The 24,460-nt window shown below is 70.0% G+C and carries 26 protein-coding genes; 9 read left to right on the forward strand and 17 right to left on the reverse strand.

Translation table 11 applies throughout. From position 1 onward, the window contains the following. Window positions 1-3 precede the first annotated feature (3 nt). The 5 genes from GUY59_RS25925 to GUY59_RS25945 form a co-directional block, all read right to left on the reverse strand. Window positions 4-2,100 carry a flotillin family protein gene (locus tag GUY59_RS25925; RefSeq protein WP_138202231.1) on the reverse strand — a complete coding sequence of 699 codons (2,097 nt, stop codon included), beginning with the start codon at window positions 2,098-2,100 and terminating at the stop codon, window positions 4-6. Next, window positions 2,100-2,588: a hypothetical protein gene (locus tag GUY59_RS25930; protein ID WP_252375025.1), complete on the reverse strand. Its 489-nt coding sequence runs from the start codon at window positions 2,586-2,588 to the stop codon at window positions 2,100-2,102. Before GUY59_RS25930 ends, GUY59_RS25925 begins: the two co-directional genes overlap by 1 nt. Before the next feature lie 199 nt (window positions 2,589-2,787). Then, window positions 2,788-3,711: an aminoglycoside phosphotransferase family protein gene (locus GUY59_RS25935; protein WP_138202229.1), complete on the reverse strand. Its 924-nt coding sequence runs from the start codon at window positions 3,709-3,711 to the stop codon at window positions 2,788-2,790. Window positions 3,712-3,715: 4 nt separating this feature from the next. After that, window positions 3,716-4,594, reverse strand: a complete 879-nt coding sequence (locus tag GUY59_RS25940) for a 1,4-dihydroxy-2-naphthoyl-CoA synthase (RefSeq protein ID WP_138202228.1) — start codon at window positions 4,592-4,594, stop codon at window positions 3,716-3,718. Between the two features lie 57 nt (window positions 4,595-4,651). After that, on the reverse strand, window positions 4,652-4,984 hold the full coding sequence (locus GUY59_RS25945; protein WP_132334024.1) for an ArsR/SmtB family transcription factor: 333 nt from the start codon (window positions 4,982-4,984) through the stop codon (window positions 4,652-4,654). Between the two features lie 87 nt (window positions 4,985-5,071). Here GUY59_RS25945 and GUY59_RS25950 point away from each other — a divergent pair, with 87 nt between their 5' ends. Beyond that, a complete protein-coding gene (locus tag GUY59_RS25950) occupies window positions 5,072-5,236 on the forward strand; it encodes a DUF3073 domain-containing protein (RefSeq protein WP_132334025.1) in 165 nt (54 codons plus the stop codon). Here the strand turns inward: GUY59_RS25950 and GUY59_RS25955 are convergent. Then, window positions 5,199-6,479 (reverse strand): cytochrome P450, encoded by a 1,281-nt coding sequence (locus tag GUY59_RS25955; RefSeq protein ID WP_161714699.1) that lies wholly within the window; start codon window positions 6,477-6,479, stop codon window positions 5,199-5,201. The genes GUY59_RS25950 and GUY59_RS25955 overlap by 38 nt on opposite strands. Before the next feature lie 64 nt (window positions 6,480-6,543). Here GUY59_RS25955 and GUY59_RS25960 point away from each other — a divergent pair, with 64 nt between their 5' ends. Then, on the forward strand, window positions 6,544-7,140 hold the full coding sequence (locus GUY59_RS25960) for a TetR/AcrR family transcriptional regulator (RefSeq protein ID WP_161714700.1): 597 nt from the start codon (window positions 6,544-6,546) through the stop codon (window positions 7,138-7,140). Window positions 7,141-7,166: 26 nt separating this feature from the next. Here GUY59_RS25960 and GUY59_RS25965 read toward each other — a convergent pair whose 3' ends face one another. The 3 genes from GUY59_RS25965 to GUY59_RS25975 form a co-directional block, all read right to left on the reverse strand. After that, window positions 7,167-8,564, reverse strand: a complete 1,398-nt coding sequence (locus GUY59_RS25965; RefSeq protein WP_252375024.1) for an LCP family protein — start codon at window positions 8,562-8,564, stop codon at window positions 7,167-7,169. 93 nt (window positions 8,565-8,657) lie between these two features. Then, window positions 8,658-9,326, reverse strand: a complete 669-nt coding sequence (locus GUY59_RS25970; RefSeq protein WP_138202224.1) for a response regulator — start codon at window positions 9,324-9,326, stop codon at window positions 8,658-8,660. After that, window positions 9,323-10,459, reverse strand: coding sequence for a sensor histidine kinase (locus GUY59_RS25975; protein ID WP_138202223.1), 1,137 nt, complete (start codon window positions 10,457-10,459; stop codon window positions 9,323-9,325). Before GUY59_RS25975 ends, GUY59_RS25970 begins: the two co-directional genes overlap by 4 nt. Before the next feature lie 165 nt (window positions 10,460-10,624). Here GUY59_RS25975 and GUY59_RS25980 point away from each other — a divergent pair, with 165 nt between their 5' ends. Further along, window positions 10,625-11,230, forward strand: coding sequence for a GNAT family N-acetyltransferase (locus tag GUY59_RS25980; protein ID WP_171055443.1), 606 nt, complete (start codon window positions 10,625-10,627; stop codon window positions 11,228-11,230). Here the strand turns inward: GUY59_RS25980 and GUY59_RS25985 are convergent. Beyond that, window positions 11,194-11,664: an MSMEG_6728 family protein gene (locus GUY59_RS25985; RefSeq protein WP_132334029.1), complete on the reverse strand. Its 471-nt coding sequence runs from the start codon at window positions 11,662-11,664 to the stop codon at window positions 11,194-11,196. The two genes, GUY59_RS25980 and GUY59_RS25985, sit on opposite strands and share 37 nt — an antisense overlap. A gap of 73 nt (window positions 11,665-11,737) precedes the next feature. Here GUY59_RS25985 and GUY59_RS25990 point away from each other — a divergent pair, with 73 nt between their 5' ends. Then, window positions 11,738-14,014 carry a xanthine dehydrogenase family protein molybdopterin-binding subunit gene (locus GUY59_RS25990; RefSeq protein ID WP_138202222.1) on the forward strand — a complete coding sequence of 759 codons (2,277 nt, stop codon included), beginning with the start codon at window positions 11,738-11,740 and terminating at the stop codon, window positions 14,012-14,014. Window positions 14,015-14,023: 9 nt separating this feature from the next. Here the strand turns inward: GUY59_RS25990 and GUY59_RS25995 are convergent, their stop codons facing one another. Then, window positions 14,024-14,194, reverse strand: coding sequence for a hypothetical protein (locus GUY59_RS25995; protein ID WP_161714701.1), 171 nt, complete (start codon window positions 14,192-14,194; stop codon window positions 14,024-14,026). Window positions 14,195-14,423: 229 nt separating this feature from the next. On the opposite strand from GUY59_RS25995, the gene GUY59_RS26000 reads away from it, so the two are divergent. Further along, on the forward strand, window positions 14,424-14,858 hold the full coding sequence (locus GUY59_RS26000) for an ATP-binding protein (protein WP_161714702.1): 435 nt from the start codon (window positions 14,424-14,426) through the stop codon (window positions 14,856-14,858). An 88-nt stretch (window positions 14,859-14,946) separates the two neighbouring features. Here GUY59_RS26000 and thpD read toward each other — a convergent pair whose 3' ends face one another. Genes thpD through ectA form a run of 4 tightly spaced genes read right to left on the reverse strand, consistent with a single transcriptional unit; the run spans window position 14,947 to window position 18,057 of the window. Further along, window positions 14,947-15,855: an ectoine hydroxylase gene (gene thpD / locus GUY59_RS26005; protein WP_138202220.1), complete on the reverse strand. Its 909-nt coding sequence runs from the start codon at window positions 15,853-15,855 to the stop codon at window positions 14,947-14,949. Next, the gene (locus tag GUY59_RS26010; protein WP_132334033.1) at window positions 15,852-16,244 is read right to left on the reverse strand and encodes an ectoine synthase; all 393 of its coding nucleotides are present in this window, start codon (window positions 16,242-16,244) and stop codon (window positions 15,852-15,854) included. Before GUY59_RS26010 ends, thpD begins: the two co-directional genes overlap by 4 nt. Before the next feature lie 28 nt (window positions 16,245-16,272). Then, a complete protein-coding gene (ectB, locus tag GUY59_RS26015; RefSeq protein WP_132334034.1) occupies window positions 16,273-17,520 on the reverse strand; it encodes a diaminobutyrate--2-oxoglutarate transaminase in 1,248 nt (415 codons plus the stop codon). Between the two features lie 3 nt (window positions 17,521-17,523). Next, window positions 17,524-18,057 carry a diaminobutyrate acetyltransferase gene (gene ectA, locus GUY59_RS26020; RefSeq protein WP_138202219.1) on the reverse strand — a complete coding sequence of 178 codons (534 nt, stop codon included), beginning with the start codon at window positions 18,055-18,057 and terminating at the stop codon, window positions 17,524-17,526. Window positions 18,058-18,551: 494 nt separating this feature from the next. Here ectA and GUY59_RS26025 point away from each other — a divergent pair, with 494 nt between their 5' ends. Together GUY59_RS26025 and GUY59_RS26030 are read left to right on the forward strand one after the other, a co-directional pair. Continuing rightward, on the forward strand, window positions 18,552-19,481 hold the full coding sequence (locus tag GUY59_RS26025; protein WP_138202218.1) for a GlxA family transcriptional regulator: 930 nt from the start codon (window positions 18,552-18,554) through the stop codon (window positions 19,479-19,481). An 87-nt stretch (window positions 19,482-19,568) separates the two neighbouring features. Next, window positions 19,569-20,984: an outer membrane protein assembly factor BamB family protein gene (locus GUY59_RS26030; protein WP_138202217.1), complete on the forward strand. Its 1,416-nt coding sequence runs from the start codon at window positions 19,569-19,571 to the stop codon at window positions 20,982-20,984. 3 nt (window positions 20,985-20,987) lie between these two features. Here the strand turns inward: GUY59_RS26030 and GUY59_RS26035 are convergent, their stop codons facing one another. Both GUY59_RS26035 and GUY59_RS26040 read right to left on the reverse strand, forming a co-directional pair. Next, entirely contained in the window at window positions 20,988-22,655 is a 1,668-nt protein-coding gene (locus GUY59_RS26035; RefSeq protein ID WP_138202216.1) for an outer membrane protein assembly factor BamB family protein, read from the reverse strand. Between the two features lie 39 nt (window positions 22,656-22,694). After that, window positions 22,695-23,165, reverse strand: coding sequence for a DUF5946 family protein (locus GUY59_RS26040; protein WP_138202215.1), 471 nt, complete (start codon window positions 23,163-23,165; stop codon window positions 22,695-22,697). Between the two features lie 106 nt (window positions 23,166-23,271). Here GUY59_RS26040 and GUY59_RS26045 point away from each other — a divergent pair, with 106 nt between their 5' ends. Further along, window positions 23,272-24,270: a MerR family transcriptional regulator gene (locus GUY59_RS26045; protein WP_161714703.1), complete on the forward strand. Its 999-nt coding sequence runs from the start codon at window positions 23,272-23,274 to the stop codon at window positions 24,268-24,270. Between the two features lie 76 nt (window positions 24,271-24,346). Further along, on the forward strand, window positions 24,347-24,460 hold a 114-nt coding region (locus tag GUY59_RS26050; protein WP_132640058.1), incomplete at its 3' end, for a MerR family transcriptional regulator.

Here is a 24,460-nt window from a genome sequence, read left to right on the forward strand (position 1 = left end):
GGGTCAGCTCCTCGCCCCGGCGAGCGCGGCCACCGGCGAGTCCGCCACTCCCAGTTGGCGGGCCGTCTCCAGCAGTTCGCCCAGCGCCGACGACTGCGGGCCGCCGTTCTTGATGAGCTGCAGGAGCAGCGCGGACACGGTCAGGTTCTTCAGGTCCTCGGTACGCACGCCGCTCACCACGTCGGCGAGGTCGGCCGCCAGGCTGGCCTCGCCGTTGACGTACGGCCTGGTCAGCGCGCCCGCGATCTCGGAGTGCCCGATGAATCCGTCGACCGCCTTGCCCGCGGTGATCGAGCCGACCACCTTGTCGAAGAACATCGTGTCGCCGCCGACGATGTCGATGTTGGCCTTGGCCAGCCCGGCGGCCAGCACGCTGGCCTGCGACTCGGCCACGTGCCGCGACACGTCGATGTGCTTGAGGCGGATCTCCTTGTCGGCCTCGAGGCGCAGGCGGTACTCCTCGTGCTCCCTGCTGGCGTCGTCCAGCGCGGCCATCGCGGCCGCCTTCTCGGTGAGACCCTCGGCCTCGGCCTTGAGCTTCTCGCCGACCGCGGCGGCGCCGGCCAGCGCCATCGCCTGCTCGCCCTCGGCCTGCGCCTTGAGCCGCTCGCCGTCGACCAGCGCCATGGCCCTGGCGCCGTCGGCCTCGGCCGCCAGCTTCTCCTTCAGCACCAGCGCCTCCGCGCGGCCGACCTTCTCGATGGCCTCGGCGTCGCGCTCCTTGACCTGGACCTGCGCCAGCCCGTCGGCGGCGGACTCGGCCTGCACACCCTCGGCCAGCCGGATCTTGGCCCGCGCGTCCAGCTCGGCGGCCTGCTGCCTGGCCTCGGCGAGCACCAGCTCCTCGCGGGCCTTGAACTTGCTGGCGGCCTCCGCGGCCTCGGCCGCCTTGATGTCCTTGACCAGGTTCTCCTGCGCCTCCGCCTCGGCGGCGATGATCACCTGCTGGCGGGTGCGCTCGGCCTCCTCGACCACGCGCAGCCGCTTGATGCTCTCCTCCTGCTCGGCCACGGTCTTGTCGACCGCGATGCGCTCGCGGATGACCTCGGCGATCGAGCGCTTCTCGGTCTCGACCTCCTTGTCCCTCGCGATCCGCGACAGCTCGGTCTCCCGCTCGCGGGCGATGACCTCCAGCAGACGGTCCTTCTCGATCCGCTCGGACTCGATGGCGATCACGCGCTCGCGGTTCTTCTCGGCGACCGCGATCTCGCGGTGCTGGTTCTCCCGCTGGACGCCGATCTGCTCGTCGGTCTTGATGCCGGCGGCCTGCGCGCGCAGCCGCTCCTCTGCCTGTACGCGGGCGATCTCCGCGTCCTCGCGGGCCTTGACGGTCTCGATCTCGCGGCGCTGCTTGAGCTCGGCGTCGGCCTGGCGGCGCTCCAGTTCGAGGATGGCCTCGCGGGCGTCCACGTTCTGGCGGGTGATCTCCTTCTCCTCGTTGCGCCGGAAGTCGTTCGTCCGCACGTGCTCGATGGCCGTCAGCTCGGTGATCTTGCGGATGCCCTGGGCGTCGAGGATGTTGCTCTTGTCGAGCTGGGCCAGGGAGGTCTGCTCAAGGTAGTCGATGGCGGCGTCTTCGAGGCTGTAGCCGTTGAGGTCCGTGCCGATGAGCCGGATGATCTCGTCGCGGAACTCGTCGCGCTTGGTGTAGAGGTCGACGAAGTCCAGGTGCTTGCCGGCCGTCTTCAGCGCCTCGGAGAACTTCGCGTTGAACAGCTCCTGCAGCGTCTGCTCGTCGCTGGCCCTGGCCGTGCCGATGGCCTGGGCGACCTTGATGACGTCTTCCGTGGTCTTGTTCACGCGGACGAAGAACGTGATCTTGATGTCGGCCCTGATGTTGTCGCGGCAGATCAGGCCCTCGCGGCCGGTGCGATGAATCTCGATTGTTTTCACCGAGATGTCCATGACCTCGGCCTTGTGGACGACGGGCAGGACGATCTTGCCGGTGAACGTCACATCGACTTTGTTGATCTTCGACACGATCAGCGCCTTGCCCTGTTCGACCTTGCGGAAAAGGCGGCCGATGAGGACGAGCAGCCCGATGACAATGATCGCGACTACCGCTATGAGAATGCCGAGCCCCGTAGAGATGACGTCCATCAATGCTCACTTTCGTACGGCATGACCATGAAGAATTCGCCGTCTTTGTCGTAGTCGAAGATGAGGGCGGTGGCGCCGCGGTCCAGGCGGTCCAGCCCGGTCGTGCGCACCTGCACGATCGCGGACGCGCCGTCCGCGGCGCTGACCTCGGCCTGGCCGAAGGCGGGCGTGGCCTCGCCGGTGCGGATCACGCACATCTGGCCGATGAAGTCGGCGCGCGAGGACCGGTCCCCCTCACGGAAGAGCGGGCGCAGTGGAAGCAGCAGGCCACGGGCGGCGAGCCAGCCGCCGGCGAGGGCGACGAACGGTACGGCGACCAGCAGGCCGCCGCTCACCATCTGGCTGCCGGCCAGGCACAACATCCACGTCACCGCGATCAGCAACGACAGCGTGATCCCCGCGGGCACTCCCCCGAGCCCCAGCCAGGCCGCGTCGTCGTCCACCCCGAACAGGCCGGTGATCACGGCCAGCCAATAAAGCACGACCACGATGAGAAGGATGCTGAAAATGACTGTTGGAAAGCTGAATGCGGTGTCTACGAACTCGGTCATCCCACCTCGGCGTGCCCCGTCCCCGTGTGTGTCCAGTCGGACTATATCTACATAAAGACTGAGTAAAAAGAAAAGTTCCCATAACAGTGTGCGACGTGACCTCACGGCAGGGGGTAGATCATGCTGACCCTGTGGGTCACTGCCGGTGCCGCACGGCCTCGGCCACCGCGAGTTGGATGCGCATCCACTCGCTCTCGGCGTGGGTGCCGTCCTCGACCTCCCAGAGGAAGTTCTGCAACACCCGGCCCATCGTCCAGCCCGCCGCCCGCCGGGGGTCGAGGGCGAGCCGGTCGACCATCAGGTCGAAACGCCTGAGCACCGCCCGGGTCACGTCACCCGTCGCGACCACGTCGTCCCAGCGGTTGTCCAGGGCGGGCATCAGGTCGAACCCCGGGTCGCCGGCCAGCGGCTTGGGGTCGATGCTCAGCCACGGCTCCCGCCCGGCCGCCAGCACGTTGTCGTAGTGCAGGTCCCAGTGCAGCAGCCGGTCGCCGGGCTCGTGGACGAGTTCGGCGACCGCCGAGGCGCACCACGTCATCCAGTGGCGGTGGTGCTCGTCCGCCAGTCGCGGGAGCGCCTTGTCCACGTCGTCGAGCATGGCCTGCGCGATGTCGCCGAGCCGGCGCATTCCCTCTGGGGCGGGATGGGCCACCAGGCGGGCCAGCAGGTCGGTGAGGACGCCCAGCGCCTCCATGTCGTCCGGCATGCTGGACAGCGGCCGGTCGGCCGACAGTCGTTCGAGCAGCATGGTGCCGGTCGCCGGGTCGGACTCGAGCAGCAGCACCGACGCGTCACCCGCCCACGTGGCCAGCCCCATGGCCTCGGTGACGTTCTCGTCGGTGACGGGCTGCAGCTTGAGCGCCGCCTCGGTGCCGTCGTCGCGGACGACGGGCAGCACCAGCGACACCACCCCGTGACGGGGCTCGCCGTCGAGCCGCAGCCCCCACTCCTCCAGGTAACGCTCGGCCAGCGCGGGCAGGCCGGCCGACCAGGCGCGGCCGGCCTCTCCGTCGTACTTCACGTGCGAGGCTGTCAGCGCCTCCGGCACCGTGATCCGCATCGGCTCAGTAGTGCCAGGGGAACGGCGACCAGTCGGGTTCGCGCTTCTGCAGGAACGAGTCGCGCCCCTCGGCCGCTTCGTCCGTCATGTACGCCAGTCGCGTGGCCTCGCCCGCGAACACCTGCTGCCCCACCATGCCGTCGTCGATCGCGTTGAAGGCGAACTTGAGCATGCGCTGCGCCGTCGGCGACTTGCCGTTGATCTTCCGGCCCCACTCCAGGGCCGTGGCCTCCAGCTCTTCGTGCGGGACCACGGCGTTGACCATGCCCATGCGGTGGGCGTCGGCCGCGGTGTAGGTGTCGCCGAGGAAGAAGATCTCGCGGGCGAACTTCTGGCCGACCTGCCGCGCCAGGTAGGCCGAGCCGAAACCGCCGTCGAAGCTCGCCACGTCGGCGTCGGTCTGCTTGAACCGGGCGTGCTCCGCGCTCGCCAGTGTGAGATCGGCCACAACGTGCAGGCTGTGGCCGCCGCCCGCGGCCCAGCCGGGCACCACGCAGATCACGACCTTGGGCATGAAGCGGATCAGGCGCTGCACCTCAAGGATGTGCAGGCGCCCGGTGGCCGGCGTGCCGTCGGCGTACTGGTAGCCGTCCTTGCCCCTGATGCGCTGGTCGCCGCCCGAGCAGAAGGCCCAGCCGCCGTCCTTGGGCGACGGGCCGTTGCCGGTGAGCAGTACGCATCCGACGTCGGTGGTCTGCCGGGCGTGATCGAAGGCGCGGTAGAGCTCGTCGACCGTCTGCGGGCGGAAGGCGTTGCGCACTTCGGGCCGGTCGAACGCGATGCGCACGGTGCCCTGGTCGACCGCCCGGTGGTAGGTGATGTCGGTGAACTCGAATCCCTCGACCGCCTGCCACGCCTTGGGATCGAACAGCTCGGAGACCATGCCCGAAGCCTAGCGGATCTGCCCTTTCCGCCCGCATTGTCGGTCGTGAGGCGCCGGCTAGGTGACCTCGGCTCTCAGCTCCGCGAGGAGCTCGCCCTGGTCGGCCAGCATGTCGGTGAGGATGCGCCGGGCGGTGCCGAGCAGGTTGGCGAGCTCTGGAGTGGCCAGCGTGTAGACCACCGTGCTGCCTTCGCGGATGGCGCTCACGATCCCTGCCCGGCGCAGGACCGCGAGCTGTTGTGAGAGGCTCGAAGCCTCGATGTCGATCTGGGCCAGCAGGTCCCTGACGGGGAGTGGCCCTTCCTGGAGCAGCTCCAACACTCGGATGCGAGCGGGGTGGCCGAGCGTTCGGAAGAAGTCGGCCTTGGCCTGATAGACCTCCACGTGCATGTTGCCAGACTAATCGAGTTCAGTTGCATAATTCTTCAAGTCGTAACGTTGTTGGATAGCATGACAGCGGGGACGAGGGGAGTAGCCATGGGCCGAGGAAGAGCCAAGGCGAAGCAGACGAAGGTTGCTCGCCAGCTGAAGTACACCAACCATCACATCGACTACGACCGGCTCCGCCAGGAGCTGGGCGCCGACCCGCGACGAGAGGACTCTCCTACTCAGTCCGAGCAGGAGTCCGAGCGCGGGCGATGACGCGAGTCAGCCTCGCGGGCGCGAGCGTCACGTTCGCCAGCCGCCTGGCCTCCGGCGCCTGATCGGGCGCCGTGAGTTCCAGGCGGCGCAGCACCTCCCGGATGATGACGCGCATCTCCAGGAGCGCCAGCTGCGCTCCGACGCAGAAGCGCCGCCCGCCGCCGAAGGGCATCCAGCCCCTGTTCTGGTGCCCCGCCAGGAACCGCTCCGGGCGAAACTCCCCGGGTTCGGCGAAGGCGGCGGGATCACGGTGCACGAGCGGGATGTACGGTCCCGCGTACCATCCGGCCGGGATCTCGTAGCCGCCCAGCCGGAGCGGTGAGCCGAGCAGCCGCGGCGCCTCGTAGACGACGGGCCGGACGCGCAGCACCTCCTTGACCACCGCGTCGAGGTAGGGATCGTCGTCCGGCAGGCGTTCCAGCACCTCGGGCATCCGCAACATCCGCTCGAACGCCCAGGCCAGGCCCGTCGCCGTCGTCTCGTGGCCGGCGATCAGCAGGGTGATCAGCTCGTCGCGGATCTCCTGGTCGTCCAGCCCGGTGTCGAGCAGCCGGCCGAGCACGTCGGTGCCGCCGGTCGTGCCGCGCCTGCGGCGGATCTCGTCGAACAGGATCGTGTCCACGGCGGTGCGCAGCCGCAGAAATCTCGCGTACGGCGTGATCGGCACCCGCGCGGCGGGGCCGCGCAGCCAGTCGGGCAGCATCGCCACCTGCATGGAACCTCCGGTTCTGATCAGCGCGGGCAGCAGCGCCCGCAGCCTGCTGACGCGCCCGGTGTCGCTGATCCCGAAGACCAGCCGGATGATGATCTCCAGTGTGATCTCCTGCATGCGGTCGCGCAACGCGAAGGGCCTGCCCAGCGGCCACGTCGCGATCTTCTCCGCCGCGATCGCGGCGATCTCGTCGTGGTAGCCGGCGACCTGCTTGGCGCGCAGCGGCGGGTTGAGCGTCTTGCGGTGCCGCCACCACGATTCGCCGTCGAGCGTGAGCACGGAGTGCGCGCCGACCAGGTGCTGGAGGAAGTCGCGCCGCGCGGCGCCGGCCTGCCCGCCGTCCTGGTCGGTCCGGTAGACCTGCTCGGCCAGCTCCGCGGTCGTCACGTAGACCTCCGGGGGGAAGCCGGCGTACCGGACGGTGAAGATCGGGCCGTACCTGCGGTGGTAGGCCTCGAACGCGCCCGGCGCCGCGGCCATGAAACGCGCGGTCTGCACCAGCGCGGGAAGTCTCGGTCCCGGTGGGATCATCGATCGCCTCCATGTGGATATACGTACGTCATACACGCTTGTATATATGGATACCATGAACGACGTGGCGCGAACAGAGACCGGTGGATACCGGGAAAGACTGCTGGCGGGAGCCGTGAGCTGCCTGCAGGAGAAGGGCTACGCCCGCACGACCGCACGAGACCTGGTCGCCGCGTCAGGCACCAACCTGGCCTCCATCGGCTACCACTTCGGCGGCAAGGACGCGCTGCTCAACGAGGCCATCGCCGAGATCTTCGAGCAGTGGACGCAGCGGGTCGAGAGGTCCCTGTTCGGCGCGGACCTCGGCACCGGCCGCGAGATGCTCGAACGCGCCATGAGGGAGCTGATCGACGTCTTCGGGGAGCTCCGGCCGCAGCTCGTGCTCCTCGTCGAGGGTTACCCGGCGGCGCTGCGCGCGCCCGTGCTGCGGGACAAACTTGCCCAGGCCTACGCGCGGGCCCGCACCGCCGGGGCCGGCATGATGCGCAGGGCCGCCGCCGAACTGGGGGTCGAGCTGCCCATGGACCCCGAGGTGTTCGTGTCGGTGGTGGTGGCGATCGCGGACGGGCTGATGCTCCAGTGGCTGCTCGACCCGTCGGCCACCCCCGACGCCCACCAGGTCGTCGAGGCCCTCGCCGCCATCTCCGCCATCGTCACCTGACCCCCGCTCGCGCCGGTCGCGGTGGTTCAGGCGGCGCAGGAGTCGTGGGTGGCGTCGAAGCCCTTGATGCTCTCGTGGTCGTCGCCACGCAGGGGTTTCACGCCCTTCCAGTCGTCGCCGATCACCAGCACCAGCCGGTTGGTCCTGGCCGCCGGCACGTGCCTGGGGGTGGCCGTCACGAGGTCGCGGGAGAGGGTCGGTACGCGGGTCCCGCCGTTCGGGCCGTAGAGGATCGCGGTCTTCGCCTGCGGTTTGCGGGCCGTGTCGCCGATCTTGGAGATGTGGTAGCCGCGCTGCTCAAGGGCGGCGGCCACCTCCTTGGCCAGCCCGCTGCGCCAGGTGCCGTTGCGGAGCTCCACCTGCACCTTCGACCGGGCCACCTTGGCCTGCCCGCCCTTGACGCCCTCGACGCTTTCGTCCTTCGCCACGACCTGGAACAGCCGGTCGGCCTGCGGCTGCACCCATTCGACCCGGCCGGGCTGGGTGAGGGAGTAGTGCCACGGGGTGGTGACGAAACGGATGCGTCCGGCGTCCAGCCCGCGCAGGCTGAGCGCGAGATCCTTCATGACGGACGGCGTCAGGCCGGGGTCCGTCGTCACCGCCTTGGTGCCGGCGTCGAGCACGGCCCACAACCTGGCCGGGTCGGTCAGCGTCTCACCGCTCATCACCTTCTTGACCATCGAGGCGACGAACATCTGCTGCCGCTGGATCCGCCCGATGTCGGAGCCGTCGCCCATGCTGTAGCGGGCGCGCACGTAACCGAGCGCCTGCTCGCCGTTGAGCGTCTGCCGGCCGGCGGGCAGCCGCAGGAGGGCCTTCTTGTCGCGTACCGGCTCGGGCAGGCAGACCTCCACGCCGCCGACGGCGTCGACCAGGCTCTTGAAGCCCGAGAAGTCGATCTTGACGAAGTGGTCGATGTGGATGCGGGTGAGCGTCTCGATCGTCTTCCAGGTGCAGCCGATGCCGCCGGAGTTGAACGACTCGTTGATCATGCCGAGGTGCGGCCGCTGCCCCGGCAGGCCGCCGGTCGCCCGGCAGGCGGGCAGCTGCACGAGCGAGTCGCGCGGGAAGCTGACGACCATCGCGTGGTCGCGCCGGGACGACACGTGCACCAGCATGATGGTGTCGGTGCGCTCGCCCACGAGGCGCCCGTATTTCGCGTTGGCGCCGTCGCGCTGGTCGGAGCCGACGACCAGGACGTTGAGCGCGGTGCCGGACATCCTGGCCGGCCGGGCGGAGCCGAGGTCGTCGGCGGTCACGTCGACGTGCTTGACGTTGCCGGTCAGCTTGGCCCAGACGCCCACGACCAGACCGCCGACCAGCAGGACGACGGCCATGGTGACGGCCAGCGCCCAGCGCAGCCATGGCCGGCGACGCCGGCGGTGCGATCGTTTGCCCCGGTGGGAGGGCGGCACATCGCTCACGTGACTCCGAAGGGACGGGGCCGAGGGCCGCCGCCCATGGCTCTCGACCGGTTGGACGTGCCTGAGTGTACTCAGCCGAACACGCTCCGGTGTTCAGTCGGGAACGTTCCTCCGGGGCGTCACCAACCCCGACTCGTAGGCGAACACCACGAGCTGGGCGCGATCGCGGGCGCGCAGCTTGGTCATCGCCCTGCTGACGTGCGTCTTGGCAGTGGTCGGGCTGATCACCATGTGGGCGGCGATCTCGTCGTTGGACAGGCCGCGGGCCACCAGGGCGGTCACCTCGCGTTCGCGGTTGGTCAGCACGTCGAGCCCCTGCGGGCTCGGCTCGGGGCGGCGGGCGACGTACTCGCCGATCAGCCGGCGGGTGATCGCGGGGGAGAGCAGGGCGTCGCCGCGGGCCGCCACCCTGACGCCCTGCAGCAGGTCGGCGGGCTCGGTGTCCTTGACCAGGAAACCGCCGGCGCCCGCGCGCAGGGCGTTGAAGACGTACTCGTCGAGGCCGTAGTTGGTGAGGATCACGACGTGGACGTCGCCCAGCCGCTCGTCGGAGGCGATCCGCCGGGTCGCCTCGATGCCGTCCATGACGGGCATCTGGATGTCGATGAGCGCCACGTCCGGCCGGTGCTCCAGAGCCAGGGCGACGGCCCGCGCGCCGTCGGCGGCCTCGGCCACCACCTCGATGTCGTCCTCGGCCTCCAGCAGGGCGCGGAAGCCGGCCCTGATGAGCGCCTGGTCGTCCACGAGCAGCACGCGGATCACGATGCGTCCCCCAGCGGTAGTTCTGCGCGTACGGTGAATCCGCCCTCCGGGCGCGGCCCGGCCCGCAGCCGGCCGCCGAGCGCCCCGACGCGCTCGCGCATGCCGCGCAGGCCCACGCCGGGCACGGGAGGCGTGCCGGGACCGGCTGTGCCGTCGTCGTCCACCTGCACGACCAGCTCCGAGGCGCCGTAGTCGATGCGCACCGCCGCCGAGGCTCCGCCCGCGTGCCGCGAGACGTTCGTCAGAGCCTCCTGCACGATCCGGTACGCCGCCCTGTCGACCTCCTCGGGCAGCTCGGGCCGCTCGCCGGAGATCGTCACCGTGGTGGGCAGGCCGGTCGAGCGGGCCCGCTCCACCAGGTCGTCGAGCCGGTCGAGGCCGCTGGCCGCAGGTTCGTCGCCGGCGTCGCGCAGCACCTCCAGCGTGGCGCGCAGCTCGCGCATGGCGTCGCCGCCGGCCGCCTGGATGGCGAGCAGCGCCGCGGGCACCTCCTCGCCGCGTTTGCGCGCCAGGTGGATGGCCACTCCCGCCTGCACCTTGATGATCGAGATGCTGTGGGTGAGCGAGTCGTGCAGCTCCCTGGCGATGCGCAGCCGCTCCTCGCTCGCGCGGCGGAGCGCGGCCTCCTCACGGGTGCGCTCGGCCTCGGCGGCGCGCTCCTCGACCTGCTTCAGGTACGCCTGCCGGTGCCTGGCCACGGTCGCCGACACCCCGGCGGTCAGGAACCAGCCGAGCAGCAGCGTCGTGCTCTGGGTGATGGCCTGGGTGTCCTGCGGGGCGGCGGACAGGTCCGCCGCGAGGCCGACGCCGAGGTAGACGGCTCCGGCCAGTGCCGCGAGCAGCCGGTGACCGGCCCTGACCGCGCCGAACACCGCGACGAGCACGGGGAAGGCGGCGGACGGGCCCGGATCGGCGTACCGGGAGAAGACGAGCATGCACACCGTGGTCACGGGCAGCGCGACCAGCGGAGCCCGGCGCCAGGCGACCAGCGCGAGCGAGCCGGCCAGGACCGCGGCCGGTCCGAGCGCGCCCGCGCCGGGTGCGACGAGCGCGGTGGGGATCAGGATGGCGGCCACGGTCACGGCGAGCGCGCCGTCCATGGCGAGGGGGCGCCATCGGGGCACACAGCTCATTCCTGCACAGTAGGGCGTCGCCGCGGCGGGTACGTCGGCGCCGGGTCGCACATCCGGGCTACCGCCGGTGAAGTAGCCGGGCCGATCCTGCTTCGCGGGTGGTAGCGCGCCGACGGGTAACGTGGCAGCCCGGCTTCCGGGCGCCGTCGACCACGAGGAGATCTGATGCGGGAGAAAGGGTGCGCGCTGAGCGTTGGCCTGCTGCCACCGGACACGGCGGGCGACACCGCCGCGATGGCGGCCCTCAGCGACCTGGTCAACACGGTGTACACGGAGGCGGAGCGGGGCATCTGGCGTGATGCCGTCATGAGGACGAGCCCCGCCGAGCTGTCGCGGCTCACGCGCGACGGGCAGATCGCGGTGGCCGGGCTGTACGGGCGGACCGTCGGCTGCGTACGCGTCCAGCACCTGGACGCCGAGGCTAGCGAGTTCGCCATGCTCGCCGCCACCCCGGAGAGCCGCGGCATCGGCGTGGGCCGCGCACTCGTACGGTTCGCCGAGCAGCACGCTCGTGCCAGGGGCAGCCGGATCATGCAGCTCGAACTGCTGACGCCACGGACGTGGTCACACCCCGTCAAGAGCTTCCTGGCCGGATGGTACGGCCGCCTCGGCTACCGCATGGTCCGCGTCGGCACGATCGAGGAGTTCTACCCGCGCGTGACGGGCAAGCTGGCCGTCCCGTGCGACTTCCGCGTCTACCACAAGGACCTCCTGGCGGGCGCTCTCGCCGGCAGTCAGGGCGGCAGCCGGTCCGAGCGCGGCCAGACGTAGTCGAGGTCGTCGGGCTCGTCGCCGAAGACGGGCCGGTAGAAGCCCGGATCCTTGCGCAGCAGCGCGGAGCGGTGGCTGAGGTGCAGCGACGGCTCGCCGAGCCAGGGCGGCAGCTCGCCGGCCGCGCCGAGCTCGTCCTGCCCGCGCACCGCCGTCAGGCCGCGCGTCCTGGCCAGGTCGCTCGTGATGGTGGCCGCGCAGGTGTCGGCCCGTCCGAGGGAGCACCAGCGTGCGCACACCTCCAGGCCGTACCTGACGAGCGCCTCCTCGTATCCGGCCCACATCTTCACGACGGGGTGGTGGCGCCAGCCGTAGCCGGGGACGGTGAGGGCGCGCAGCACCTGGAGCGCCTCCACCCGCTGCTTGCCGAGCCGGAGCGGGTCGAGGACCACCGCCGATGCGGCGAAATCCGGATAAGGCAGGAACGTTTGCATCGATACCCCCGCTGACGTGCTCCTTCTCGCGGATGCTATAGACCGTTCCGCGGCCGGCGCTCACAATCGGGGCATGGGAGACGCGTATGTCGGCGCCAGAACGCCGCGACGGGAAGACGCCAGACTGCTCACGGGGAAAGGCAAATACGTCGGCGCGGTCCGTCTGCCCGGCATGGTCCACGCCCACGTCATCCGCAGCCCCATCGCCCACGGCAGGCTGCTCGGCTGCGACCCCAAGGACGCCTGGGCCGCCGACGACGTGCTCGACGTCATCACCCCCGCCGACGCCCCCGACCTGCGCCTGCCCTGCGTGAGCCTGTCGCCCGGCCAGCGCCTGCTGTCCTACCGGGCGCTGGACGACACGATCAGGTACGCGGGACAACCCCTCGCCGTCGTCGTCGCCCGCACCCCCGAAGCCGCCAGGGACGCCGCCGACCTCGTCGACCTGGAACTGGACGAACTGCCCGCGACGGCGGGCATCGAACATGCCTTGGAGCAGTCGGCCCCCCTCCTCTACCCCGACTGGGGCACCAACCTGTTCACCGACTTCACGCTCGGCGACGACGACTGCGCCACGGCCGTCGAGCAGGCCGAGCACGTCATCGAGATGACGTTCAGGATGGGCCGCGTCTCGCCGTACGCGCTCGAACCGCGCGGCGTGGTCGCCGCGTACGCCGACGACGAACTGACCGTGCACACCTCCTCCCAGGCCCCGCACCACGTGCGCGAGCACCTGGCGGACGCCTTCGGGCTCACCCACGACCGGGTGCGGGTCGTCAGCGGCGACACGGGCGGCGGGTTCGGCGGCAAGGAGCACGTCTACCCCGACGAGGCGATCGTCTGCCTGGCCGCGATGCGCCTGGGCCGCCCCGTGAGCTGGTCGGAGGAACCGGGCGACCGGCTGCTCGCCACGCTGCCCGCGCGGGCGGCCGTGCACCGGGGGCGGCTGGCGCTCGACGGCGACGGCCGGTTCGTGGCCCTGTACGTCGACGTGCTCGGCGACATCGGCGCCCACCCGTCGAACGTCGGCGCCTCGACGTTCGCGGTGACGGCCACGACGATGCCGGGCCCGTACCGGTTCGACCGGGTCGCCGTACGCGTGCGCGGCGTCGTCACCAACACCACGCCGACCGGCTCCTACCGCGGCTTCGGCCAGCCGGAGGGCACCCTGACCAGGGAACGGCTGATCGACGAGGCGGCGCGCAGGCTGGGCGCCGACCCGGTCGAGCTGCGGCTGCGCAACATGGTGCGGCCGGAGGAACTGCCGTACACGTCGCGGGTCCACCAGGCGTACGACTCCGGCGACTACCCACAGGCCCTGACGACCCTGCGCGACCTGGTCAGATTCGTCGAAAAGGACGACGGGAGGCGGCGCGGCATCGGCTACTCCTGCCACGTCGAGACCACCGGCATGGGGCCCTCGATGGACCTGAAGGCGAGCGGCATCCAGGCGGGCGGCTACGAGACGGCGATCCTGCGCATGGAACAGGACGCGTCCGTCGTCGTGTCGTCGGGCGTGGTCTCGATGGGGCAGGGCATCGAGACGGCGCTGGCCCAGGTCGCGGCCGACCGGATGGGCGTGCCCATCGACCGGGTGCGGGTGGTGCTGGGCGACACGGCGGCGACCCCGTACTCGTCGATCGGGTCGGTCGGGAGCCGGTCGCTGGCGGTCGGCGGCGGGGCGCTCACCCAGGCCGCCGCCCGGCTGCGCGACAAGCTCGTCGCCATCGCGGCCCACCTGCTGGAGGCGGCGCCGGACGACCTGGAGGTCGCCGGTGAGGCGGTGCGCGTGAAGGGCGACCCGCGGTCGTCGGTGACGCTGCGTGAGGTGGCCACGGCCGCGTGGCGCGGCTGGGACCTGCCGGACGGCCTCACCCCCGGGCTTGAGGAGCGGGTCAGCTACGACCCGAAGGCGTACACGTTCGCCTACGGCGCGCACGCCGCGGCGGTGGCCGTCGACCCCGAGACCGGCAAGGTCGAGCTGGAAGGCTACTGGGTCGTCAACGACTCCGGCGTGCTGGTCAACCCCACCCTGGTGGAAGGGCAGATCAGGGGCGGCGTGGTGCAGGGCATCGGCATGGCGCTGACCGAGGAGATCGTCTACTCCGAGGACGGTCAGCCGGTCACCGACTACCTGCTGCCGACCACGCGCGAGGTGCCGGACATCGAGGTCGTCATGACGCAGACGCCGTCGCCGCTCACACCCGGTGGCATGAAAGGCGTGGGCGAGTCGGGCACCATCGGCCCGCCCGCCGCCATCGCCAACGCGGTCGCCGCCGCCCTGCCGGAGATCGCCGGCAGGATCACGGACGTCCCCCTCACACCTGCCTCTCTGTGGTCCTTGTTGTAGGCGACGGAATCAGGTGAGGTCCTTCAACTCCTTGCCCGCTTCGAGAAGTGCCTGCTCAAGTGCCTTCCGGCCGGCGGGCTTGGGCTCCTCAGGCCGCGCCGCGCGCCTGGCGGGCCGCTTGGCGGCGTCGAGGCGCGGTTCGGTGTCGGTCTTAGGTGCGTTCTCGTCTGGACTGCTCATGGCACAGTCCGTACCCCGTGCCGCGCGTACCGTTTCCGGACGCGCGGAAAAAGAATTCTGATTTCTCGCCGAAGATTCGACCCGAACGGCCTTCTCCTGCGTACACGTTTCGACGGCGCCGTACGTCCACCCTAGGCAGGCACTCGTGTCGAGCGAAACGTGTTCCGACAGCCCGGTCCCATCGGAGACAGACGCCATGACCTTGCTGCGATCAGCTCGCCGGAGCCGGATGCAGTACGCGTGGCCGCTGGTCGCGGACGTTCGCACGGTCGGCCGGTCGCGCTCGGTCATTCGCGATGAACTGGCCTCGCTCAACCTTTCCGACGATCTGATCGACGACGCCGCCCTCATGGTGAGCGAACTGATCACCAATGCGTTCCTGTACGGCGACGGCCCGTACGAGCTCGCGCTGCACGTGGACGCCAGAGAGATCATGTTCGTGGTCGTGGACAGCAGCCCGCTGCTGCCCGCTCCGTCACCGGACGACATGTCGGCCGAGCACGGCAGGGGGCTGCGGATCGTGGCGAGGCTCTCCGACGGCTTCTACGGCTGCCACCCGCAGCGCTACATCACCCATCCCGACCTCGTGGGCAAGGCCACCTGGTTCGCGCTGCCGCGTGAGGGGACACCGGGCAACGTCGTGCCGATCAGGTCGGGCACCTGACTCGTGAACCCCGCTGGACGCAGGACGCCCAGGCCGGCACATAGGCCGGGCCTGGGCGTCCTGCTGAGGCCGGTTCAGAGCGCGGAACTCAGCCGACGGGCGTGAAGTCGCGCGCCGCGATGAAGTCCGGCCGGCGCGAACTGGCCGCGTACGGCTCCACGCATGTGTTCTCGACGCTGTTGAACACGACGAAGATGTTCGAGCGCGGGAACGGCGTGATGTTGCTGTTGGACCCGTGCATGCAGTTGCAGTCGAACATGGTCGCCGAGCCGGCCTTCCCGGTGAAGACCTCGATGCCGTGCTTGTCGGCGAGGACGGACAGGCTGCCGGGGTCGGGGGTGCCGATCTCCTGCTGCTGCAGCGACGCCTTGTAGTGGTCGTCGGGGGTCTGTCCGACGCAGGACACGAAGCTCTTGTGCGAGCCCGGCATGATCATCAGCGCGCCGTTGTGCAGGAAGTTCTCCGTCAGCGCGATGGAGATGCTCACCGCGCGCATCCTGGGCATCCCGTCCTCGGCATGCCAGGTCTCGAAGTCGGAGTGCCAGTAGAAGTCCTTGCCGTTGAACCCGGGCTTGAAGTTGACCCGGCTCTGGTGCACGTACACGTCGGAGCCGAGGATCTGCCGGGCGCGGCCCACGACGCGCGGGTTGGCCACCAGGTCGGCGAAGACCTGGCTGATCTTGTGCACCTCGAAGATCGACCGGATCTCGTTCGACCCGGGCTCAGTGATCGTACGCTCGTCCGAAAGGATCTTCTGATCCTCCGACAGCCGGCGCAGCTCGCCACGGTAGAGCTCGACCTCGTCGGGTTCGAGCAGTTGGTCGACGGAGAGGAAGCCGTTCTCCGCGTAGGAGTTCAGCGTCTCGGCGTCGATGGGGCCGTCGTCCGGTGCTCCGTACACCACGGGGTCCTGCCGGTACAGCAGGGCGGGCTCCTTGGCGCTCCGGGTGGGGTACGGGTCGCGCTGGGTCGGCTTGAGTCCTTCTGTAACGGTCACGCTTCCTCCTTGATCAGTGGGTAGACGCCGTTCTCGTCGTGCACTTCCCTGCCGGTGCAGGGCGGATTGAAGACGCAGACGGTGCGTACGTCCGTGTGCGCGCGGAGGGTGTGACGTTCGTGACCGTTGAGGAGGTACATGGTGCCCGGCTCGATCCGGTGCTTCTCACCGGTCTCCTCGTTGGTGAGTTCGCCCTCGCCCTCGACGCAGAAGACGGCTTCGATGTGGTTCGCGTACCACATCGTGGTCTCGGTGCCGGCGTACAGAACGGTCTCGTGCAGCGAGAACCCGACTTTCTCCCGAGCCAGCACCAGCCGCTTGCTGCGCCAGGTCGGCGCCTCCACATCGCGTTCTGTCCCGGTGATGTCTTTCAGCGAGCGAACGATCATATTTTCTCCTTTCGGCCGATTGCGGATGTCAGACCAGGACGGCTTTCACCGAGTCGGCGATGATGTCCAGACCTTCGGCGAGTTCGTCGGGGGTCGCGGTGAGCGGCGGCAGCAGCTTGACCACCTCGCTCTCCGGCCCTGAGGTCTCCAGCAGGAGGTTGCGCTCGAAGGCCGCCGCGCAGACCGCGGAGGCGTGCGCGGGCTCGGTGAAGGCGATGCCCTGCGCCAGCCCGCGGCCCTTGGTGCCGCTCACACCCTCGGGGTGGGCGGCGGCGACCCGGTCAAGGGCCTCCTGCACCTGCTCGCTCTTGGCGATGGTCTCCTTCTCCATGCCCTCGTCGGCCCAGAAGTGCTTCATCGCGGCGGTCGCGGTGACGAAGGCCGGGTTCGGGCCTCGGAACGTTCCGTTGTGCTCGCCGGGCTCCCACACGTCCAGCTCGGGCTTGAGCAGGGTGACGGCGAACGGGAGCCCGTAGCCGCTCAGGGACTTCGACAGGCAGACGATGTCGGGCTTGATCCCGGCCTGCTCGAAGCTGAAGAACGGCCCGGTGCGCCCGCATCCCATCTGGATGTCGTCCACGATGAGCAGGATCTCGTGCTGCTTGCACAGCTCGGCGAGGCCGCGCAGCCATTCGGGGCTGGCCGCGTTGAGGCCGCCCTCCCCCTGCACGGTCTCGACGATGACCGCGGCCGGGGTGTCCAGCCCGCTGCCGTTGTCGGCGAGCAGCCGCTCGAACAGCAGGAAGTCGGGCGTCTGGCCGTCGAGGTAGTTGTCGAACGGCATCACGAGGGTCTGCAGGGGGATGCCCGCGCTCTTGCGCTTCATCGAGTTGCCCGTCACCGCGAGCGCTCCGAGCGACATGCCGTGGAAGGCGTTGGTGAAGCTCACGATGGTGTTGCGGCCGGTGTACTTCCTGGCCAGCTTCAGCGCCGCCTCGACGGCGTTGGCGCCGCCCGGCCCGGGGAACTGCACGCGGTAGTCCAGGCCGCGCGGTTTCAGGATCACGTCACGGAACGTCTCCAGGAACTCCCGTTTGGCGACGGTGTACATGTCCAGGCTGTGGATGATGTTGTCGCCGCTCAGGTACTGGAGGAGATCCTCCTTCAGGTGCGGGTTGTTGTGCCCGTAGTTCAGAGTGCCGGCGCCTGCGAAGAAGTCGAGGTACGGTTGCCCCTCCTCGTCGTACAGGTGGCTTCCCGTGGCCGTGCTGAACGTGGCGGGCCAGCCCCGGCAGTAGCTGCGAACCTCTGACTCGGTGCTTTCGAAAACGTCCATATTTCAGCTGTCTCCTATGGGGGCTTGCTGATCGAGGGGCCCGATTCGATAGAGCACCTCTGCCTGGTGGTCCTGGGGGAACAACTCCTCGCCGAGGAGCGGCCGCCGTTCCAGATCCGCCCCTTGTTCGCGGGCGAACGCGGTGAACAACCGGTCCGACGCGATGTTGTCGGGCGTCACGGTGGCCTCCATGAACCGGCATCCGGTGCCGGCCAGGTAGCCGAGCATGCGGCTGGCCAGGGAGCGGCCTCGCCACTCCTCGCCCACCGCGACCTGCCACACGAAGAGCGTCTCCGGCTCCCGTGGGCGGATGAACCCGGTGATGAAGCCGCGCACGCCGTTCTCGCCGCGCGCCACGACCGAGGTGTCCGCGAAGTCGCGGCACCAGAGGACGTAGCTGTAGGGGGAATTGAGGTCAAGGATCTTGGAATCACGGGTGATGCGCCACAACTCCCGGCCGTCCTCGAGGCGGGGTGGTCCTAGTTCCTCCGTGGAGGACGGAGAATCCGCTTGCGGTCGTGGGTGTGCTGACGACATGGACTCCGAACTTACGCGAAGCGGTAACACGGATTACCGGGCCGCAAACACCCCCCAGTTTGAGCTCCAGGTTCCGGGGTACGTCTGTTGGCTTTCCCGTTTTGGCTGGTAGGCGGCATGGAGAGGGTGCGGCCGACGGCGCCGCCATCATCGAAACTGACCAGGGAACACGTGCCTCGGGGTGGTGCACGCGGGAGCCGCGCCGACGCGTGCCCGAGCGCCGGCGCCGTTGCTTATACCGCTTGATCAGCGCGCTGGGGGGCGAAAACTATTGAGAGATTAGTCACGCCCTAAGTTTCAACGTCATAACGGATCGAGTTCGTCCGGTTTGAGACCTCCCCATCGAAGATCGTCTCAGGCCTCTGCTGCTGCCCGCACCGCGGCGGCGTACACACTTTTCGCGAGGACCGTTCGAGGACGCTTCGAGGACCGGACCGGCTAGCTTCTCCAGCGCTGCACTTCTGCCGCGAAGGTGTCATCAACGGGGAGGCTCGATGCAATCGTGCGGAAGCGCCGGCGTGCCCGGCCCGGCGGAGGTTCTCGTGGCGGTCGGCGACGGGGTCCGCTCGCTCGACGTGGCAGGGCCCATGGACGTGTTCGAGGGGGCGACACGGTTGACGGCCCGCGGCTACCGCGTGCGCCTGGCCTCTCCCGGAGGGGCGGACGTCCGTACGTCCTGCGGCGTGCGGCTGGGCGTGGACGCCGACCTGGCGGACATCCGGCACGGGTTCGACACGCTGCTGCTGATCGGCGGTACGGGAGCCGATCCCGGCCTGGCCGGTCACCTGCCGCGCCTGGCGGAGCTGGCCAGGCGTGTCGCCGCCATCGGCGCCGGGCCCATGAAACTCGACGGCGTCCCGCTCCAGGACGGGTGGTCACCGGGCGGTTCCCGCGCGGTCGTCAAGCTGGCGCCGCACCCCGTCAGCGGCGGCGTACGGACCGCCGAGGGGATCGTCTCGGCCGTCGGCCTCGCGCTGACGTTCGTCGAGGACGACCACGGCGGGGAGGCCGCCCACCGGGTGGCCCAATGGCTGGTTCGCCGGCCCGACGGCCGTCCCGACCGCGTCGCCCGCCTGCCGCGCCTCGCGCGTGACCCCGCCCTGCGGAGCCTGCTCGGCGACATCGTGACGCGCCCGGAAGGCGACTTCACCGTGCCCGCCATGGCGGACCGCCTGTCGATGAGCGTGCGGCACTTCAGCCGCCGCTTCTCCCGCGAGGTCGGCATGAGCCCGGGACGGTTCGTGGAGCGCGCGCGGGTCGAGGCGGCGCGGACGGCGATCGAGCAGGGCGACGCACCGCTGGAGGTGATCGCGCGCCGCCACGGATTCCTCACGGCCGAGACCATGCGCAGGTCGTTTCTCCGCCTGCTCGGGGCGCCGCCGAGCTCCTACCGCGCGCGCGACGACGCCGTCCTGCAGTGGTGACGTCCGCCCGGCCCGCACCCTGCAAGCTGTCAGGACCCCCTTCTCACCCCCGGCGATATGGTGTGCGAAATTTCCGGGGGAGGCACGGTGCACCGACGACCACATCGGGAACTGGCGTACGGGATGCTCGCGCTGGTGGTGACCGGCTGCAGCGGCGGCGGCACGCCCGCGGAGACCGCGCCCAGCGCCCCCGTCCGCACGATCGTCGCCGGCACCCCGTCCCCGTCGCCCACGCGCCCGGCCGCCGCCGAGACGGCCTGGTCGATCGGGATGAAGGACGACGGGGACACCCATTGGCGGGATGCCCAGCTCTTCAGCGCGGGCGGCCGGTTCATGGTGACCGCCGGCGAACAACTGCGTGGCATCACGGACAAGGGCAAGCAGGCCTGGAAACGCACCTTCCGCGAGGAACCGGAGATCTCGGTCGCCGACGGCGTGGTGATCGCCGTCCACCGGAAAGGCGGGAAACAGTCCTGGCCGCCGCCCAAGGTCGTCATGGGCATCGACCCCGCGAACGGCAAGACGTTGTGGAAGGCCACCTCCTCGCCCTACGAGTCGGTGGTCGGCGGGATGGTCTACACCCCGGTCTGCCGTGGGGAGCAGACCGAGCGGCACGACGACTGCAGGCTCAGCGCCAGAGACCCGCGCACCGGCCAGGTCCGCTGGACGATCTCCGCCGAGCACGTCGCCACCGTGACCGGCAGGTCAGGCGACGTGCTCACCATGACCACCCGGCCGAAGGGCTACCGGGGCAAACACTGGCTCATGACCCTCGACGCCGCGTCCGGCGGGCGGCTCGGCGTCCGCGTGGAGAAGGAACGGTTCGGCGGTGAGCTGCTCTACCCCCGTGGCCAGAAGCGGGTCTCAGGACCCACCCACCTCGCCGGCGGGCTCGTGATCATGAGCAGCAGGTCGGGCCAGGTCGGGACATTCAAGGAGATGTGCCGGCTCGACATGGTCGCGCTGAACGCGAGCACCGGCGCGAAGAAGTGGAAGAAACGCATCAGGCTGGCCGACGCCGAGCAAGACCGCGGGTGCAGGTCCGCCCTGCCCGACGTCTCGGCCGACGGCCGGGGCCTCTTCGGCGTCGACGAGCGCGGCCACCCGCTGGTCTTCGACCTGGAGAAGGGCCGGGTCAGGTGGACGGGCGAAAAACCGGGCACGATCGTGGCCGGCGACGCGAAGACGGCGCTGGTCGAGGAGAAGGCCGACGGGAAGAAGACGCTCACCCTCTACGACCTGTCCTCGGGCAAGGCCCGCTGGAGCGACGGCGTGCCGCTGCAACTCTGGGGCGAGATCCGCGCCACGATGGTGGGGAACCGGCTGCTCGTCCACCCCGACGACTGCTCCCGCGACAGGTGCTACGTTCGCGTCTACGACCTCGCCAAGGGTCCTCTCGACACCGTGCCCACCGGTGAGTACGCCGGCGCGGGCGACGGCTGGGTCGCCACCCGGGAGACCTCCGGCGAGACGACGACGTTCAGCCTCAGCCGTACCGGCTGACCCTCAGCCCAGCGACGCGAGCACCCCCGCGACGATCGGCTGGAGATCGTCGCTCAGCCTCGACTGCACCTTGACGACGAAGCGGCCCTTGCGTACGCGGACGGAGCTTTCCCCCGTCTTCTGCACTTCGTCGGCGCCGTAGAGGCCCGGCTCACCGGCAACGAGGCCGTCGGCCTCGGCGGGGCCCGCCGCCACCCACTCCACCTCGGCGATGGCCTGCCCGGAGTCCCCGTCATCGGAGTAGTCGACGTGGCACCGGCTCCTGGCGAGCTCCTGCTCGCCGATCTTGACGGGTCCCTCCACCATGGGCGTGCGCGCGATCGTCTTGCCCGGCACGTCCTTCAGCAGATCGCACGCGTCCGGCCAGTCGTCCTTTGCCACGCCGCCCAGCTCCAGCGGGCCCTGCGCGGGGGTGGAGGCGTAGGCGATGAGGTCGTCCCCCTCGGACGTGGCCACCAGCAGATGATCGCCGGCGACCCCGAGCCAGCGCAGGGAGCCGGCCTGCGACTCGAGGTTGAGGGGCACGGGCACCGTGGTGAGCTGCTGCGTAGCCGTGTCGACGATGTTCAGGCCGGCGGGCAGCAGGGTGCCTGCGAGGCTGGAGCTGACGCCGTACCATCGCCCGCCGGCCGTGACGGACGTGATGTCGTGCGGCATGGTCAGGGTGCGCACCTTGCCGTTGGACACGTCGATCAGCGACATGACCACGTTGCGCGACTCGTCGAAGTGCCGCAGCCCCAGGTCGTCTCCCACGCGCAGCAGCGAGCAGGGAGGAAGGCATTCGCCGGTGCCGTTCAGGCGGGCGATCTCGCGGTCGTCGCGGCCGACCAAGGTGCGCGTGTGCTCGTCGAGCTCGATCAGGGTGGCTCCGGCGCGTACGGAGATTCCCACGAGGGAGTCGTCGGACGTGCCGGTGCGCGACCAGAGCGGCTTGCCGTCGAAGGGGTTGAAGGCGTACACGTAATGGTCGTCCCCGCAGGACTCCGAGAACACCAGGACGCTGCCGTCGGTGTCGGTGGCGGCCGACCGGGTGCCGGTCTCGCAGCCGGGCCCGTGGTGCGGGCGGCGCCAGCGTTCCTCGCCCGTGGCGGCGTCGATGGCGAGGAACTCGTCCGGCTGCTCCTCCTCGTCGTCAGAGGTCGGCTCCCCTCTGACCAGGAGCGGTACGACCCCCTCACCCATGGCGAGACCATTGCCGTGCCCGCGGATGAACGGCGTGCCCTCGTCGCCGCCGCGCTCCCACCGCAGCCGGCCGGTGCCCGCCGCGAGCCCGGTCAGGTGGTGCCCCTGCTGGGACCGTGAGGCGATGACCAGGTTGTCCTTGTTGACGGCGAACCCGCTCAGCTCGCGGCCAGGCTCGCGGTAGTGCCACCTCTTGCGGCCGGTGCCGGCGTCGTGGACGTCGAAGCCGTCGGTGCCGACGATGAAGAGCTGGCCGCCCTCCAGTCGGATGTAGCGGGCCTGCTCCTCCTGCCCGAGCCCTCTGATGCGCCAGGCCTCCCGCATGATGCCGGGGGCCGGGCCCGCGTCGGCGAGCCGCCGTGGGGCGGCCGAGGCGAACGTCTGCTCCCGCCTGATCTCGGGGACGTCCTCGCCGTCCCCGCCGAAGAGCGAACAACCGGTGGTGAGCAGCAGCAACCCCACCGCTGCGGACATTCGCCGAGATGACATAGGGGGAGGGTAGCCGCGGGGCTTCTGCCCCGGTGCCTGTCACCTTCTGGGGAGGATCCTGTCGCTCCATGCGGTGATGGCGGCCCCGGCCCAGGCCTGTTCGCGTTCCTCGAAGCCCTCGGCGGGGAAGGTGCCGTCCACCGCGACGTCCACGATGGTGACGGCGTAGGCGGTCGGCGGAGGGCCGGCTTCGGGGAACGGCGGCGCTCCAGGAAAGTCGTCGAGGGTGGGTTTACGGCCGCCGTACCGGTGCGAGTTGAGGTGCCGGGCCCGCTCGGTTCCGCGGCGCATCGCCTCGACGCCGTCACGCAGGTACATGTGCAACAGGGACCAGTAGAAGGCCGGGCCACCGTCGACCGCGCGTTCGGGGTGCTGGAAGAAGTAGCAGCTCACCGACACCGCGTGCAGCGGCGACCACGGTGCCTGTCTCGAGAAGTCGAGGACCAGCAGCCGGTGGAACAGCTCCTCGCATTCGTCGCCGGCGGCTCCGCATCCCGTACAGGTGGTCATCGGCTCACGATCGTGCATGCCGGGCGGCACGGCAAGCGGATTTCGCCCACCCTGGAGCAGGGCTCGGGCTTGCACCTCAAGCCGCTTGAGATCCCATAGTGGCGGCATGGACGACAACGAGCTGTACCCCATCGGGGACGTGGCCAGGAGGACCGGGCTGAGCGTCAGCGCCATCCGCTACTACTCCGACGCCGGCGTCATCGACCCGACACGTGTGAGCGAGGCGGGCTACCGCCTCTACGACGTCCGCGCCATCGCGCGGCTGGAACTCATCCGCACCCTCCGCGACCTGGACGCCGCGCTGGACGACATCCGCCGGCTCCTCGGCGGTGAGACGTCCCTGCACGATCTTCTCGCGACCCACCTGGAACTGATCGAGCGTCAGGAGCGCGACCTGCGGGCCAGGAGGGCCGTGCTGCGGACCCTGGTCAAGCAGGGCGGCACGGCCGCGCAGGCGGCTCTGATGCACAAGCTCGTGTCGATGTCCGACGAGGAGCGCGAACGGCTCGTCGACGACTTCTGGGACGACGTCAGCGACGGTCTCGACGTCAACCCCGACTTCGTCGGCCGGCTGCGGGAGATACGGCCGCACCTGCCGGAGGACCCCAGCGCCGCCCAGCTCGAAGCCTGGATCGAGCTGGCCGACCTGGTCCAGGACGAGGAGTTCCGCGGCGAGGTCCGCTCCTACCTCCAGGACACCTTCTCCACGTCCCCGGGACGGCTCATGGCCGCCACGCCGGTGCAGGACTTCATCTACGGGACGGGGATGACGATCATGGGGGACATCATGGCCGCGTACCGTTCCGGGCTGCCCGCGGACGCGCCGCGTTCGCAGGAGCTGGCCGTCCGCCTCGTGGACGCGACCGCCGCGCTCGACGGCCGCCAGGCCTCCGCCTCGTTCCGGCGGGAGATGGCCGCGAAGTTCGACGAGATCGACGAGTTCCTGCGCGAGGAGGACGACGACGACCCCGGGTCCCGGTTCGACCTCACCCATGGCAGGTACCTGTCGCTGGTGTCCGTGATCAACGGGACGCAGTCCGGCGCGGACGAGGAGATCGTGCCCTTCGCGTGGATCGCGGCGGCCCTTCGTGCTTCGACCCCCTGACGGAGCCTGGAAGGGCGGACGCAGCGCGGCGGGCGGGGCTTGAGTCTCAAGCCGGTTGAGACTCCATAGTGGCGGCATGGACGACAACGAGCTGTACCCCATCGGGGACGTGGCCAGGAGGACCGGGCTGAGCGTCAGCGCCATCCGCTACTACTCCGACGCCGGCGTCATCGACCCGACACGTGTGAGC

Origin of the sequence: Nonomuraea sp. K271 (assembly GCF_009908215.1) — a bacterium.
Lineage (GTDB): Bacteria > Actinomycetota > Actinomycetes > Streptosporangiales > Streptosporangiaceae > Nonomuraea > Nonomuraea longispora.